This window comes from Streptomyces sp. NPDC017890, from assembly GCF_044328675.1.
Lineage (GTDB): Bacteria > Actinomycetota > Actinomycetes > Streptomycetales > Streptomycetaceae > Streptomyces.
The window spans coordinates 67776-82176 of sequence record NZ_JBIRHU010000030.1 but is presented as its reverse complement, the minus strand read 5'-3'; the positions used below and the strand labels follow the sequence as shown (position 1 = coordinate 82176).

The 14401-nt window shown below is 72.1% G+C and carries 14 protein-coding genes and 1 pseudogene; 3 read left to right on the top strand and 12 right to left on the bottom strand.

Annotated features, from left to right (window positions below):
* Window positions 1-557 precede the first annotated feature (557 nt).
* Window positions 558-1568 carry a tryptophan--tRNA ligase gene (gene trpS, locus ACH4F2_RS31370; protein WP_398136132.1) on the top strand — a complete coding sequence of 337 codons (1011 nt, stop codon included), beginning with the start codon at window positions 558-560 and terminating at the stop codon, window positions 1566-1568.
* Here trpS and ACH4F2_RS31365 read toward each other — a convergent pair.
* A pseudogene (locus ACH4F2_RS31365) lies at window positions 1523-1822 on the bottom strand (helix-turn-helix domain-containing protein); the annotation flags it as partial. The gene trpS and the pseudogene ACH4F2_RS31365 sit on opposite strands and share 46 nt — an antisense overlap.
* 193 nt (window positions 1823-2015) lie before the next feature.
* Here ACH4F2_RS31365 and ACH4F2_RS31360 point away from each other — a divergent pair.
* On the top strand, window positions 2016-2597 hold the full coding sequence (locus ACH4F2_RS31360) for a cysteine hydrolase family protein (protein ID WP_398136131.1): 582 nt from the start codon (window positions 2016-2018) through the stop codon (window positions 2595-2597).
* A gap of 81 nt (window positions 2598-2678) precedes the next feature.
* Here the strand turns inward: ACH4F2_RS31360 and ACH4F2_RS31355 are convergent, their stop codons facing one another.
* The 8 genes from ACH4F2_RS31355 to ACH4F2_RS31320 all read right to left on the bottom strand — a co-directional run bounded on the left by ACH4F2_RS31355 (window position 2679) and on the right by ACH4F2_RS31320 (window position 8353).
* Window positions 2679-2840, bottom strand: a complete 162-nt coding sequence (locus ACH4F2_RS31355) for a hypothetical protein (protein WP_398136130.1) — start codon at window positions 2838-2840, stop codon at window positions 2679-2681.
* Window positions 2841-2945: 105 nt separating this feature from the next.
* The gene (gene proC / locus ACH4F2_RS31350) at window positions 2946-3758 is read right to left on the bottom strand and encodes a pyrroline-5-carboxylate reductase (RefSeq protein WP_398136129.1); all 813 of its coding nucleotides are present in this window, start codon (window positions 3756-3758) and stop codon (window positions 2946-2948) included.
* Between the two features lie 164 nt (window positions 3759-3922).
* Window positions 3923-4717, bottom strand: a complete 795-nt coding sequence (locus ACH4F2_RS31345) for an ABC transporter permease (RefSeq protein WP_398136128.1) — start codon at window positions 4715-4717, stop codon at window positions 3923-3925.
* Window positions 4714-5559 carry an ABC transporter ATP-binding protein gene (locus ACH4F2_RS31340; RefSeq protein ID WP_398136127.1) on the bottom strand — a complete coding sequence of 282 codons (846 nt, stop codon included), beginning with the start codon at window positions 5557-5559 and terminating at the stop codon, window positions 4714-4716. Before ACH4F2_RS31340 ends, ACH4F2_RS31345 begins: the two co-directional genes overlap by 4 nt.
* A 32-nt stretch (window positions 5560-5591) precedes the next feature.
* Window positions 5592-6377, bottom strand: coding sequence for a class I SAM-dependent methyltransferase (locus tag ACH4F2_RS31335; RefSeq protein WP_398136126.1), 786 nt, complete (start codon window positions 6375-6377; stop codon window positions 5592-5594).
* 173 nt (window positions 6378-6550) lie between these two features.
* Window positions 6551-7072 carry an EamA/RhaT family transporter gene (locus ACH4F2_RS31330; RefSeq protein WP_398136125.1) on the bottom strand — a complete coding sequence of 174 codons (522 nt, stop codon included), beginning with the start codon at window positions 7070-7072 and terminating at the stop codon, window positions 6551-6553.
* A gap of 131 nt (window positions 7073-7203) precedes the next feature.
* The gene (locus ACH4F2_RS31325) at window positions 7204-7863 is read right to left on the bottom strand and encodes a DUF4232 domain-containing protein (protein ID WP_398136124.1); all 660 of its coding nucleotides are present in this window, start codon (window positions 7861-7863) and stop codon (window positions 7204-7206) included.
* Between the two features lie 151 nt (window positions 7864-8014).
* Window positions 8015-8353, bottom strand: coding sequence for an SH3 domain-containing protein (locus ACH4F2_RS31320; protein ID WP_398136123.1), 339 nt, complete (start codon window positions 8351-8353; stop codon window positions 8015-8017).
* Window positions 8354-8545: 192 nt separating this feature from the next.
* Between ACH4F2_RS31320 and ACH4F2_RS31315 the strand changes: the two genes are divergently transcribed.
* On the top strand, window positions 8546-10657 hold the full coding sequence (locus ACH4F2_RS31315) for a PQQ-binding-like beta-propeller repeat protein (protein ID WP_398136122.1): 2112 nt from the start codon (window positions 8546-8548) through the stop codon (window positions 10655-10657).
* A 150-nt stretch (window positions 10658-10807) separates the two neighbouring features.
* On the opposite strand, the gene ilvD is transcribed toward ACH4F2_RS31315, so the two are convergent.
* The 3 genes from ilvD to ACH4F2_RS31300 all read right to left on the bottom strand — a co-directional run bounded on the left by ilvD (window position 10808) and on the right by ACH4F2_RS31300 (window position 14250).
* The gene (gene ilvD, locus ACH4F2_RS31310) at window positions 10808-12661 is read right to left on the bottom strand and encodes a dihydroxy-acid dehydratase (protein WP_398136121.1); all 1854 of its coding nucleotides are present in this window, start codon (window positions 12659-12661) and stop codon (window positions 10808-10810) included.
* A 120-nt stretch (window positions 12662-12781) separates the two neighbouring features.
* Window positions 12782-13393, bottom strand: a complete 612-nt coding sequence (locus ACH4F2_RS31305) for a TetR family transcriptional regulator (RefSeq protein ID WP_398136120.1) — start codon at window positions 13391-13393, stop codon at window positions 12782-12784.
* Window positions 13390-14250, bottom strand: a complete 861-nt coding sequence (locus tag ACH4F2_RS31300) for a sugar phosphate isomerase/epimerase family protein (RefSeq protein WP_398136119.1) — start codon at window positions 14248-14250, stop codon at window positions 13390-13392. Before ACH4F2_RS31300 ends, ACH4F2_RS31305 begins: the two co-directional genes overlap by 4 nt.
* Window positions 14251-14401 lie beyond the last annotated feature (151 nt).

Genomic DNA, 14401 nt, shown 5'->3' with positions numbered 1-14401 from the left:
TTCCTCGGCGCTTTCCAGGTTCTCGCTTTCGCGTTTCCCTTTCCGGCGGTTCCGACTCTATCAGATCCTTTCGGCCCTGATTCCCAGTCAGAGGGGGTTGTCTTCACGGCTGTTGGGCCGTTCCGACGAGTGAGACTCTAGCGGATTCCCGACTCCCGAGCTAATCGGGGGCCGCGTCCTGACGGACATGGATTCCTCATTCCGTAAATACACGCACCGCCAATGCGACGACGTCGACAGCGCGACTGTTCGTCGAAAAGTGGTTGGTACCTGCGGAATCGCTGCCCGGGGACCGACCGGAGTCGGCGCTCACGTCGGACAACTCGGAGAACATTACGAGTGCGGGAGCGGCGTGTCAAATGCCGGGGCACGCGGCGTCCGCGGGCGTACTGTGAGAGGCGTGATGACGCGTACGTGTGCTCAGCTCTGGCGGGCCGCCTGACGGCGGCCGCGCTCACGTACGCACTCAACGGCCGCCGCTTCGGCGGCCGTTCTCGTATCTCCCTCCAGGAGGGGCGGCCGGCGGGTGGCGGCGGCCCTGACCAGGAGGTGGAGAGATGACACGGGTCTTCAGTGGGGTCAAGCCGACCGGGCACCTGACGCTGGGGAACTATCTGGGAGCCATGCGGCAGTGGGCCGCGGAGGACCAGCACCGATCGGACGCCCTGTTCTGCGTCGTCGACCTGCACGCGCTGACCGTCGACCACGATCCGGCGCGGGTACGCAGACTGAGCCGGCAGGCGGCGTCACTGTTGCTGGCGGCGGGGCTGGATCCGGAGCTGTGCACCGTGTTCGTGCAGAGCCACGTCGACGAGCACGCCCGGCTGTCGTACGTACTGGAGTGCGTCGCCACCGACGGGGAGATGCGGCGGATGATCCAGTACAAGGAGAAAACCGCGCGGGAGCGGCGGCGGGGCGGGAGTGTGCGGCTGTCGCTGCTGACGTATCCCGTACTGATGGCGGCCGACATCCTGGCGTACGGGACGGACGAGGTGCCGGTCGGGAACGATCAGACCCAGCACGTGGAGCTCGCCCGGGACCTGGCGGTGCGGTTCAACCAGCGGTACGGGCACACGTTCGTGGTGCCGCGGGCTACGAGTCCGGCGGTTGCGGCTCGGGTGATGAATCTGCAGGAGCCCGCGTCGAAGATGGGGAAGAGCGACGACGTCGGGCCGGGGATCGTCTATCTGCTGGACGAGCCGGACGTGGTGCGGAAGAAGGTCATGCGGGCCGTGACCGACAGTGGGCGGGAGGTCGTGTACGACCGGGAGGGGCGGCCGGGGCTCGCCAACCTGCTCGAGATCCTCGCCTCCTGCACGGGCGGGGGACCGGCTGAGCTGGCGGGTGGGTACGACTCGTACGGCACCTTGAAGAAGGACACCGCGGAGGCCGTCGTCGAGGTGCTGCGGCCCGTGCAGGAGCGGCACAAGGAACTGTGCGCGGATCCCGGGTACGTGGAGGGAGTGCTGCGGGAGGGCGCGGACAAGGCTCGGGGCATGGCTCGGCCGACCGTGGATGCCGCCTACCGCGCGATCGGGCTGCTGCCCCCCGTGAACGCGGCCCGGTAGGCGCGGGGGCTGGTGGCGAGGCGCGATGCGAAGTGCTGGCGCATCGTGACCTCGCTGCCGAAGCCCGCGCGGCGGGCGACCTCGGGCATGGGCAGGTCGGTGCGTTCGAGGAGCTTCTGGGCCGCCGCGACGCGCTGGTCGAGGAGCCAGCGGAGCGGGGTGGTGCCGGTGGCAGCGGTGAAGTGACGGGCGAAGGACCGTGGGGACATACCGGCGCGGGCGGCCAGGCCGGCGACCGTCAGGGGCTCGTGACCTCGGTGATGACGGAGACGTCGAAGGCCCGGATGCCGGGGAAGGCGACGAGGGCAACGCGGTAGGGGGCACAGAGGGCTGCCGTGGGTGGCATGGGCGGCACGGGTGGCATGGGTGGCACGGGTGGCAGTAAAGCATCGATCGCTGGCTTTTGAACCTCTGGGCGTGGTTGGTGCCGGGCGGCACGATCGGGGCATGGACATCGCGGAGAACGCAGCGCTGGTGGTCGTGGACGTACAGAAGGGCTTCGAGGAGGCCGGCTTCTGGGGCACGCGCAACAACCCGGCGGCGGATGACAACATCGCCGCCCTCATCGACGTATGGCAGTCGAGCGGGCGGCCGGTCGTCCTCGTACGGCACGACTCGGTCATGCCCGGGTCGCCGTTGCGGACCGGGTACGAGGGCAACGGGTTCAAGGAGTACGTGGAGCAGCGGCGCGGGAAGGGGGGCGGGGCCGGGCTGCTGGTCACGAAGAGTGTGAACTCGGCGTTCCTCGGCACGCCGGACCTGGGCGCCTGGCTGCGGGCGGCGGGGATCTCGCAGATCGTGCTGGCCGGGATCCAGACGAACATGTGCGTCGAGACGACGGCACGGATGGGTGGGAACCTCGGGTACGAGGTGGTGGTCGCATTCGACGCGACGTACACCTTCGGGCTGGAGGGGCCCTTCGGCTGGCGGCAGAGTGCGGACGAGCTGGCGCGGGCGTCGGCGGTGTCGCTGCACGGGGGCGGGTTCGCGACGGTGGTGACGACGGAGGACGTGGTGGCGGCGAAGTGAGCCCCGCTTCTGGAGACACGCGGGGGCAGGAGTGGCCGACGCCCGGCCGACGCGGTGGACGCGCCGGCCGGGCGGCCCGGGTCAGGCGCCGGTCACCTCGCTGATCTGCTGGGACGAGGCCATCGCGCCGGCCCAGACCCGGACGTCCTTGATGCGCGCAGGCAGGTGACGCGTCCAGGTGTCGCCGTCCGTCGTCGCGCCGACGGTGAACTCGCCCGCGCCGGAGGCGTTCGTGAAGGGCATCGCGACACCGTTCAGGCGGTGTCCGACGTAGAGCTTGATCGTTCCGTCCTGTGCGTCGTGGACGCCGGTCAGCCGGACGGGTTCGTCCGGCCGCGGCCGGGAGGGTCAGTCCTTGGTGCCGGAGGCGAGTTCGCGGCTGCGGTCCCGGGCGGCCTCCAGGGCGGCGATGAGGGCGGCGCGGACGCCGTGGTTCTCCAGTTCGCGGATGGCGTTGATGGTGGTGCCGGCGGGGGACGTGACGTTCTCGCGGAGCCTGACCGGGTGTTCGCCGCTGTCGCGGAGCATGGTCGCGGCGCCGATCGCGGACTGGACGATCAGGTCGTGGGCCTTGTCGCGGGGCAGGCCGAGGAGGATGCCGGCGTCGGTCATGGCTTCGACCAGGTAGAAGAAGTACGCCGGGCCGGAGCCGGAGAGGGCGGTGCAGGCGTCCTGCTGGGACTCGGGGACGCGGAGGGTCTTGCCGACGGCGCCGAAGATCTCCTCGGTGTGGGTCAGGTGGGCGGCGGTGGCGTGGGTGCCGGCGGAGATGACGGACATCGCCTCGTCGACGAGGGCCGGGGTGTTCGTCATGACGCGGACCACCGGGGTGCCGGGGGCGAGGCGCTCCTCGAAGAAGGCGGTCGGGATGCCGGCCGCGCCGCTGATGACCAGGCGGTCGGCGGGGACGTGCGGGGCGAGTTCGTCGAGGAGCGTGCCCATGTCCTGCGGCTTGACCGTGAGGATCAGGGTGTCGGCGGTCTTGGCGGCCTCGGCGTTGGTGACCGGGGTGACTCCGTGGCGGGTACGGAGCTCTTCGGCCCGTTCCTCGCGGCGGGCGGTGACCAGGAGGTCGGCGGGGGCCCAGCCGGCTCCGATCATTCCGCTGAGCAGGGCTTCGCCGATCTTGCCGGTGCCGAGGACTGCGACTTTGTGGGTCATGGCTTTCGGTGCCTTCCGGTGCCCTCTGGGGTGCGTCGTCCGTCGGCGTCATCCTCGCATCCCGGGGGTGGCTGGGGGTGGGGCGTCCGGTGGGCGGAATGCCGGTGGGGCGGGTACGGCGATGAGGCGGGTACGGCGATGAGGCGGGTACGGCGGTGGGGCGGTTATGGCGTCCGGCGTTTGAGGGTGGCCGCGCCCAGGGCCAGGACCAGGAGTGCGCAGCCCGCGACGATCAGGGCGTCCCGTACGAAGGCGGTGGTCATGTCGGGATGGCGCAGGACCTCGTTCATGCCGTCGACCGCGTAGGACATGGGGAGGACGTCGGAGACGGCCTCCAGGGCCGGGTGCATCCGGTCGCGGGGCGTGAAGAGGCCGCAGAGGAGGAGCTGGGGGAAGATCACGGCCGGCATGAACTGGACCGCCTGGAACTCGGAGGCCGCGAAGGCCGAGACGAACAGGCCGAGGGCGGTGCCGAGTAGGGCGTCGAGCAGCGCGACCAGGAGGAGGAGCCAGGGGCTGCCCGTCACGTCCAGGCCGAGGAACCAGACCGCCAGGCCGGTCGCGAGGGCCGACTGGACGATGGCGAGGGCCCCGAAGGCGAGGGCGTAGCCGGCGATGAGGTCGCCCTTGCCCAGCGGCATGGCGAGGAGGCGTTCGAGGGTGCCGGAGGTGCGCTCGCGCAGGGTCGCGATGGAAGTGACCAGGAACATCGTGATCAGCGGGAAGATCCCGAGGAGCGAGGCGCCGGTGTTGTCGAAGGTGCGCGGGCTGCCGTCGAAGACGTAGCGCAGCAGGAACAGCATCACGCAGGGGATCAGCATCAGGAGCGCGATGGTGCGGGGGTCGTGGCTCAGCTGGCGCAGGACGCGGGTCGCGGTGGCTGTGGTGCGGGAGAGGGACAGGGGGCCGGTGGGAGCGGCCGGGTGCAGAGGGGTGATGGGGGTGGTGGGAGTGGTCATGGGGTCGTCTCCTTCGTGCGGGCCGCCTTCGCCTTGTCGACCAGGTGCAGGAAGGCTTCCTCGACCGTTGCGGAGCCGGTGCGGGTGCGCAGGGCGTCGGGGGCGTCCTCGGCGAGGATCTCGCCCTCGCGCATGAGGAGGAGGCCGTGGCACCGCTCGGCCTCGTCCATGACGTGGGAGGAGACGAGGAGGGTGGTGCCGCGGTCGGCGGCGAGTGAGTGGAAGAGGGTCCAGAGGTCCCGGCGGAGTACGGGGTCCAGGCCGACCGTCGGCTCGTCGAGGACCAGGAGTTCGGGGGTCCCGAGCAGGGCGACGGCGAGGGAGACGCGGCTGCGCTGGCCGCCGGAGAGGTTGCCTGCCAGGGCGTCGGCATGGGTGGTGAGGTCGACGTCGGCGATGGCGCGGGTGACGTTCTCGTGGCGGTGGCCGGCGGCTGCGCGGCCGGGGGCGAGGATCGCGGCGAAGTAGGCGAGGTTCTGGCGGACGGTCAGGTCGTCGAAGACGGACGGGGCCTGGGTGACGTAACCGATGCGGGTGCGGAGGGCGGGGTGGCCGGCGGGGTGGCCGAGGACGTCCAGGGTGCCGGTGACCCTGGCCTGGGTGCCGGCGATCGCGCGCATCAGGGTCGACTTGCCGCAGCCGGAGGGGCCGAGGAGGCCGGTGATCCGGCCGCGCGGGACGGTGAAACCGAGGGCGCGCAGGACGGTGCGGGGGCCTCGGGTGACGGTGAGGTCCTCGGCGTGGACGGCGGGTGGGGTGGGGGCGCCACCGCCTCGCCCTTCCGCTGCGGGCTCCCCTTCGGGGGGCGGGTCTTCGGGTGGCAGGGAGGAGTAATTCATCACGTGATGAATACTCCTCCCGGCTGTGGGCCGCGTCAAGCAGTCGAGGTCGTCGCGAGCAGCAGGCGGACGTCGTACGTCTCCTCGACGATTCCGTCCCGGAAGACGGCGAGGAGGTGTCGGCGCTCCTCGGTCAGGAAGGCGGCGCGGCGTTCGTCGGTGTCGGTCAGGAAGACCGAGTGGCTGCCGAGGTTGGCCAGGTGGGTGTCGAGGGGAACGCGGCGACTCCAGCGGATGTCGCGACGAGTGAATTCGAGACAGCCGGCCGGGTCGGCGACGTGGGGCCTGATGTTGTGCTGCTCGGCGGAGATGTTCAGCCCGAAGTGCCGGTCGGCGCGCTCGACGGCCGCCGCGATCCACGGCACGTCGAGGGCGCTGGTGTTCCACCACAGCGCGAGCGCCCCGCCCGGACGCAGCACGCGCAGCGCCTCCGGGACGGCCAGAGCGGGGTCGGTCCAGTGCCAGGCCTGGGCGTAGGTGAGGAAGTCGGCGCAGTGGCCGGCGAGGGGCAGGGCGTTGCCGTTGCCCCGGACTATCGGCACGCCGGGGAGCGCGCGGCGGAACTCGGCGGCCATGCCGGCGCCGGGCTCGACGGCGATCACGTCGGCGCCGCGCGCGTGCAGGCGGGCGGTGGCGATGCCCGTACCGGCGCCGACGTCCACGACGCGGGAGCCGGCCAGTGGGCGCCCGGCCAGTTCCTCCAGCGTGTCGAAGAGGGCGGGCGGGTAGGACGGGCGGTTGGCGGCGTACTGGGCCGCGGCGGCGTTGAAGGAGTGGGCGCGGGCGCTGTGGGTGGGCCCGGAGGACGCGGGTGTCGTCATACGGCCATGGTGGCCCGGGGGCTTCGGAGCGCAGGGGGGTTTTCGGGAGAGCCGGGTGGCCGCCGGCGTAGCGCCTGTCCGGCGGCCGTCCGTCGCGCGGTCTGCGGCTGGGTCGCAGGAGATCGGCGGGTCCTTGTCAGCGCGCGGCTGCGGCACGATCCCGACGGCAGCCCCTAGCGGCGGCGGCGCTTCTTCGACGGGTTGCCCGAGCGGCGGGTGGTGCGCTTCTCGTACTCCTCGCGGGCCCTGTCGTACTCGGCGCGGTGCAGCTTCTCGCCCGGGGCCTCGGTGAAGGTGCGGAAGAAGTAGGCGAGGAGCGAGCCGACGAAGCCGATGGCCAGCAGGCCGCGGAGGGAGGCCTGGCGGTCGGGGTCGGGGCGGCTGGTGAAGGCCGCCCAGGTGTGGCGGAAGGCCAGGGCGCTGCAGATCGCGAACATCACGATCATCAGCAGCGAGACGAAGCCGCCGATGTCGGCGATCTGGAGGCCCTGGTAGGCGATGCGGAGCACGAAACAGGCGGCGGCGGCCGCGGCGAGGGAGCCGACGGCCAGGCCGGCCCGGCGGGCGGCGTAGCCGTTGTCGTGGTTCACCCAGGTGGTTCCGTAGAACCGGATGGGCTCGGGGCGGGGGCCTGCGGGGGGCGTGGAGGCCGCGGGGGTGTCCGGGCTGCCGTTCGTGCCGTTCTCTGCGCTCACGGGTCGATTATGGCGCCGGGGCCTCGCGGACCCGGCGCCGGGCGGGCCCGCCCCGCGGAACCTACGGGCCCGCCCCGCGGAGGTGCGGGGCCGTTTCGCGGAGGTGCGGGCCCGTTTCGCGGAGGTGCGGGTCAGCCGCCCTGGCCGGCACTGCCGATCGGGCCGACCTTCACCGGGGAGCCGGAGCCGTCCGTGACGGGCAGCGTGGCGCCGCCCGGCCAGTCGAGGGTGACCGACTTCGTCTCGTCCGGCGGGGTCACCACCAGGCCCGTGATGCGGACGCCGGAGCCGCCCGAGTCGTTGATCGGGTAGCTGATGCCGAAGGACACCGTCTCGCCGTCCTTGAGGGTGACCGGATCGGCCGGCTCACCTGTACGCGTCGCGGACAGCGAACCCGCGTTGGTCTTCAGGTCGACACCCGCGTGGCCCGAGAGGGTGCAGTCCCGGCCGCCGCCGTTCTTCAGGTCGACCGCCACGGTGCCGTCGGGGTCGCCGCCGATGGTGCTGTCCACCGCCGTGATCTCCAGCTCGTCGGTGCGGCACGTGCCGGCCTTGCCGTCCTCGCTGGAACCGGTCCCGGCGGCCGTGCCCTGCCCGGCGGGGCTCTTCCCCGCCGACCCCGTCCCGCCGTCCTGGTCGGAGCCCGCCGATTCCGATCCGGCGTTCGAGGAGGACGAGGAGGAGGCGGCCGACGGGGCGCTCTGGTCCGTGCCGTCGTCGTTCTGGCAGGCGGTGAGCGAGAGACCGGCGACGACGGCCAGGGCTACGAGGGTGATCTTGCGAACGCGCATCGTTTTTCCTCGGTATCGGTTGGGGTGCCGGCCCGTCGGCACGAGCGGCGTTTCTGATCACCAAGACCCGCCCGGCCGGCACCCCGTTCCGCCCGGCACCTCCCTAAAACAGCGCCAGGACAGCCCTGTTACACACTCGGCAGCCGCACACTCAGCAGCGAGGAGCCACGTAGCCGTCGCTGCCGGTGCGGATGTACGCGTCGGAGACGTACTGGCCGCTGCCGATGCTGTCCCAGATGTTCGAGGTGCCGTACGGGCCCGACACCCGGGTGCCCGTTGTCTGGCAGTTGATCTGGACTCGGGCGCCCTCGGGCAGGGCCCGGACGACGGAGTAGTTGGTACCGGGGCCGCTGCGGACGTTCAGCCGGTAGCCCGGAGCGACCGGGTAGGAGACCGCGGCCGTGGCCGCCGCGGTGGTCACCTTCACGGTCGTCTCCGCAGTCGTCTTCTCGTCCCCGCCCTCGATGTCCGAGATCTGGTCGACAGACATGAAATACCTCCCCCGTCGCACCCCACGGCTGTCGTGGGACACGTTGATTCCCATGGAACAAGCACGAATCAAGCCACGGAACACAAGTCCGCGACTCGCACGCGGAGGCTAGCAAGCCGCCTCGGTCCCGTACGACCCATCGACTAGGCTCCGAGCGTCGCGCGCGCGAACGAACAGCACGGGGGTGGTTCCATGGCGCCGCAGAGGAACGCCGGAACGGACGCGGAAGCGGAACTTCCGGAATACGCCGGTCACTACCGTCTGGAATCCTGTCTGGGCTCGGGTGGCATGGGCGTCGTGCACCTGGCCCGGAGCACCTCCGGGATGCGCGTCGCGGTGAAGGTCGTACACGCCCGGTACGCCATGGACCCCGAGTTCAGAGGGCGGTTCCGGCAGGAGGTGGCCGCCGCGCGGCGGGTGAGCGGAGCTTTCACCGCGCCGGTCGTCGACGCCGATCCGGATGGCGGACGTCCCTGGATGGCCACCCTGTACATCCCCGGCCCCACGCTCTCCGAGCAGGTGAAGCGGAACGGGCCCATGGACCCGGACCAGGCGCGCCGGCTGATGGCCGGGCTCGCGGAGGCGCTGCGCGACATCCACCGGGTCGGGGTCGTGCACCGGGACCTGAAGCCGAGCAACGTGCTGCTGGCCGAGGACGGGCCGAAGGTCATCGACTTCGGCATTTCCCGGCCGAAGGACAGCGAACTGCGCACCGAGACCGGGAAGCTGATCGGTACGCCGCCGTTCATGGCGCCCGAGCAGTTCCGGCGGCCCCGGGAGGTGGGTCCCGCGGCCGACGTCTTCGCCCTCGGCTCGCTCATGGTGCACGCTGCGACCGGGCGCGGGCCCTTCGACTCCGACAGCCCGTACGTCGTCGCCTACCAGGTCGTGCACGACGAGCCCGACCTGACCGGCGTACCGGAGACGCTCGCGCCGCTGGTGCTGCGGTGTCTCGCCAAGGAACCCGAAGACCGGCCCACGCCGGACGAGTTGATGCGGCAGCTGCGGTCGGCGGCGGCGGCGTACGACACGCAGGTGTTCGTACCGGCGCCGCCGGCACGGGACACGCGGGAGGAGGACGCGCCGGAGCCTGTGGCGGACGCGCCCGAGGAGCGGCCCGCGCGGCGCCTCGGCAGGCGGACGGTTCTGGTGGCCGGGGCGCTCTGCCTCGCCGTGACCGGCGGGCTGACCTCGTTCCAGCTGGTCGGCGGCGCGGAACCGGCGCGGAAGACCACCGCGGCGCAGAGCGCGCCGGGCGGCTTCGGCGTGTGGGAGACGGTGCACGGATCGGAGGGCGGCGGCATGCCCCACTGCTCGTACGGGGCTCGGAGGCTGCTGTGTGCGCGGCCGGGACTGGTCTTCGCCCTCGATCCGGCCGACGGCGGCACGCTGTGGCGGCATGACGTCGCGGGGGCGGCCCGCAGCGAACCGCCGGTCGTGTCGGGCGGCCTCGTCCAGCCCTCCCTCGACCGGATCGGTGATCTGGAGGCGCTCGACCCGGCCACGGGCAAGCCGGTGTGGCAGGAGGAGATGCCCGAGTACGACGGAGTGCGGGCGGTCGGCGACATGCTCCTGCTCACCCGCTCCGACGGGACGGTCACGGGCGTGGACAGCGCCTCGGGCGAGACCAGGTGGTCCGGACGGATCCCGGGCCAGGCCGTGCCGTACTTCTCCTCGTTCACCGGGGAGCCGGGCGAGCCGTCGGCGTACGCGACGAGCCTGTCCGGAGACGGGAACAGCACCCGGGTCACCGCGGTCGATCCGGCGACGGGGGACGTGCGGTGGGACGCGGAGCTGGAGGGGTCGCTGACGCCCGTGGGGGCGGCGGACGGATCCGTGTACCTTCTCGCCGGCGGCGTCGTCTACGGGGACGTGAAGGCGGTGGTCCGCTACACGCCCGGAACGGGGGCCACCCGCCGGGTAACGCTGCCCGTGCCGGTCGCGCAGGCGGAGGCCGGCGTGTGCGGGGACACCGTGCACCTCATGGGTGCGGGCGGCTCGCTGGTCTCCGTGGACATGGCGGCGGGCAGGCAGCGGTGGCGGCTGGAGACGGGCGTGAGCCAGGGTTCGGTGCCCGTCTGTGACGGGCGGTACGTGTACGTCACCGCTCCCGACGGCCGGCTGCTGGGCGTCGACGCCCGCACGGGGAAGCTCCTCGGGCAGACCCGGCCGCGGCTCGGCGCCGACTCCGACCGCGTCCCCGCCGCGCTGCCCGCGCCCGTGCTCGCGGGCGGCCACGTCTACGCCGGGGCGCCCGACGGGACCGTGTTCGGCGTGGCGGGGCGGGACCCGGCCGCCTGGTGAAGCCGCCGGGGCCGCGCCGGGCGACGGACGGGCCTGGACCGAACGCTGGACGGGCCTGGACCGAATCCCGGACGAGACCGGACCGACCCCGGACGGGCCTGAACCCCGAATCCCGGACAGGACCCGACCGACCCCGGACGGGCCGGGTGGTCAGCCCAGCTTGCTGATGTCGCGCACCGCGCCCTTGTCCGCGCTCGTCGCCATCGCGGCGTACGCCTTCAGGGCCGCGGAGACCTTGCGCTCGCGGTTCTTCGGGGCGTACACGCCGTTCAGGGCCTGCTCGCGGCGGGCCAGCTCGGCGTCGTCGACCAGGAGCTCGATGGAGCGGTTCGGGATGTCGATGCGGACGCGGTCGCCGTCCTCGACGAGGGCGATGGTGCCGCCGGCGGCCGCCTCGGGCGAGGCGTGGCCGATGGACAGGCCCGAGGTCCCGCCGGAGAAGCGGCCGTCGGTGACCAGGGCGCAGGCCTTTCCGAGGCCGCGGCCCTTCAGGTACGAGGTCGGGTAGAGCATCTCCTGCATGCCGGGGCCGCCCTTGGGGCCCTCGTAGCGGATGACGACGACGTCGCCCTCCTTGACCTGCTGGGTGAGGATCTTCTGGACGGCTTCCTCCTGCGACTCGCAGACGACCGCCGGGCCCTCGAAGGTCCAGATGGACTCGTCGACGCCGGCCGTCTTCACCACGCAGCCGTCCACGGCGAGGTTGCCGCGCAGGACCGCGAGGCCGCCGTCCTTGGAGTAGGCGTGCTCGGCGGAGCGGATGCAGCCGCCCTCGGCGTCCTCGTCCAGGGAGTCCCAGCGCTCGGACTGGGAGAAGGCCTCGGCGGAGCGGACACAGCCGGGGGCCGCGTGCCACAGCTCGACGGCCTCCTTGGACGGAGAGCCGCCGCGGATGTCCCAGGTCTTCAGCCAGTCGGCCAGGGACGGGCTGTGGACGGAGTGCACGTCCTCGTTGAGCATGCCCGCGCGGTGCAGTTCGCCGAGGAGGGCGGGGATGCCGCCGGCGCGGTGCACGTCCTCCATGTAGTACGTGCGGTCCTTGGCGACGTTGGGCGCGACCTTCGCCAGGCAGGGGACGCGACGCGAGAGGGCGTCCATCTCCGTGAGGCCGAAGGGGACCTCCGCCTCCTGGGCGGCGGCCAGCAGGTGCAGGATCGTGTTGGTGGAGCCGCCCATCGCGATGTCGAGCGCCATGGCGTTCGCGAAGGCCGCGGGGGTGGCGATGTTGCGGGGCAGGACCGAGTCGTCGTCCTGCTCGTAGTAGCGGCGGGTCAGGTCCAGCACCGTGCGGGCGGCGTTCTCGTAGAGCGCCTTGCGGGCGGTGTGGGTGGCCAGGACCGAGCCGTTGCCGGGGAGGGAGAGGCCGATGGCCTCGGTCAGGCAGTTCATCGAGTTGGCGGTGAACATGCCCGAGCAGGAGCCGCAGGTGGGGCAGGCGTTCTCCTCGATGCGGAGGATGTCCGCGTCGGAGATCTTGTCGTTGACCGCCTCCGACATCGCGTCGACCAGGTCCAGGGTGCGGACCGTGCCGTCGACCAGGGTGGCGCGGCCGGACTCCATCGGGCCGCCGGAGACGAAGACCGTGGGGATGTTCAGCCGCAGCGCGGCGTTGAGCATGCCCGGGGTGATCTTGTCGCAGTTGGAGATGCAGATCAGGGCGTCGGCGCAGTGGGCCTCGACCATGTACTCCACGCTGTCCGCGATCAGGTCGCGGGAGGGGAGGCTGTACAGCATGCCGCCGTGGCCCATCGCGATGCCGTCGTCGACGGCGATCGTGTTGAACTCGCGCGGGATGCCGCCGGCCGCGGTGACCGCCTCGCTGACGATCCGGCCGACCGGGGCGAGGTGCGTGTGGCCCGGCACGAACTCCGTGAAGCTGTTGGCGACCGCGATGATCGGCTTCCGCCCGATGTCCGCGCCGGGTACACCGGAGGCACGCATAAGGGCGCGGGCGCCCGCCATGTTGCGGCCGTGGGTGACTGTGCGGGACCTCAGTTCGGGCATCGTCGCTCGCTCCTTCGGAGAGTTATGACTGTCGTCGAGCGTACGCCGGTCATCCAGGGGTCGGGACAGGGTGTCCGTAATGCGGGACGCGCGTCTCGCCGGCGGCGACCGAAAGTGACCTCAGGGGCCGGTGAGGTGGCCCTGTACGACCGGTGCCAGGCGGGCGACGAGCTCCTCCGGGTCGGCCGAGGCCAGCGGCTCCACCTTGATCACGTAGCGGAGCATCGCGCACCCCACCAGCTGCGCCGCCGCCAGCTCGACGCGCAGCTCCGCGTCCGGCCGCTCCAGCCGGGCCGCGACGCGCCGCATCACCTGGGCGGCGATCAGGCGGCGGAAGACGGCGGCGGCGGTCTCGTTGTTCACGGCGGAGCGGACGATGGCCAGCACCGGTTTCCGGGTGGAGGGGTTCTCCCACACGCCGATGACGAACCGGGTGAGCCGCTCGCCGACGTCGTCGAGGGGGCCGTCGCCGATCGCGTCCGGGGCCTGCAGGGCCGGCGCGAAGGCGACCTCGATGGCCGCCTCGAAGACCTGCTCCTTGGTGCCGAAGTAGTGGTGCACCAGCGCCGCGTCGACGCCCGCCGCCTTGCCGATGCCGCGTACCGACGTCTTCTCGTAGCCGCGCTCGGAGAACTCCTCGCGGGCCGCGCCGAGGATGCGTGCCCGGGTGTCGGCGGACTCCGTGCGCGGGGGGCGGCCGCGGCGGCGGGTCCCCCCGGCGGTGTCGCTCACCGACGGTCCGACTTCGGGCCGGCCGATGCCGACGAGCCCGCCGACGCCGACGACGCCAGGTGCAGGCGGGTGAAGGCCAGGGCCTCGGCGAGATCGGCCTCACGTTCGGCGCTGGACATCGCGCGACGAGTGTTGACCTCGATGACGACGTGCCCGTCGAAGCCGGTGTGCGCGAGGCGCTCCAGGACCTCGGCGCAGGGCTGGTCGCCCCGGCCGGGGACGAGGTGCTCGTCCTTGGCGGAGCCCTTGCCGTCGGCGAGGTGGACGTGGCCGAGGCGGTCGCTCATGCGGTCGAGCATGTCGAGGGCGTCGGTGCGGGACGTGGAGGCGTGGCTGAGGTCGATCGTGAAGTGGCGGTAGTCGTCCTTCGTCACGTCCCAGTCGGGGGCGTACGCCTGCATCTCGCGGTCGCGGTAGCGCCAGGGGTACATGTTCTCGACGGCGAACCGCACGTCCGTCTCGTCCGCCATCCGCCAGATGCCGCTGACGAAGTCCCGGGCGTACTGCCGCTGCCAGCGGAACGGCGGGTGGACGACGACGGTGGACGCGCCGAGCCTCTCGGCGGCGGCGCGGGCGCGCTGGAGCTTGACCCAGGGATCGGTGGACCACACCCGCTGGGTGATGAGCAGGCAGGGAGCGTGCACGGCGAGTATCGGCATGCGGTGGTAGTCGCTGAGTCTGCGCAGCGCGTCGATGTCCTGGCTGACCGGATCGGTCCACACCATGACCTCGACCCCGTCGTATCCGAGGCGTGCGGCGATCTCGAAGGCCGTAGCCGTCGACTCCGGGTAGACGGAGGCCGTCGACAGGGCGACCTTCGCGTCCGGGGTCCGGACGGCGTCCGTTGGTTCTGCCACGAGGGTCAGGTTACGGGGTGGGGCTGGGTGGGCGCGGGGTGCCTGGTCGCCGTTGTGGTGAGTGCCATACGGCGGGTGCGGCGTGCCTCGCGGCTGCTCGCGCCCGCGCGGCGAGCCCCGCGTACGGTCACGCGCTCCTCGCGCCGGTACG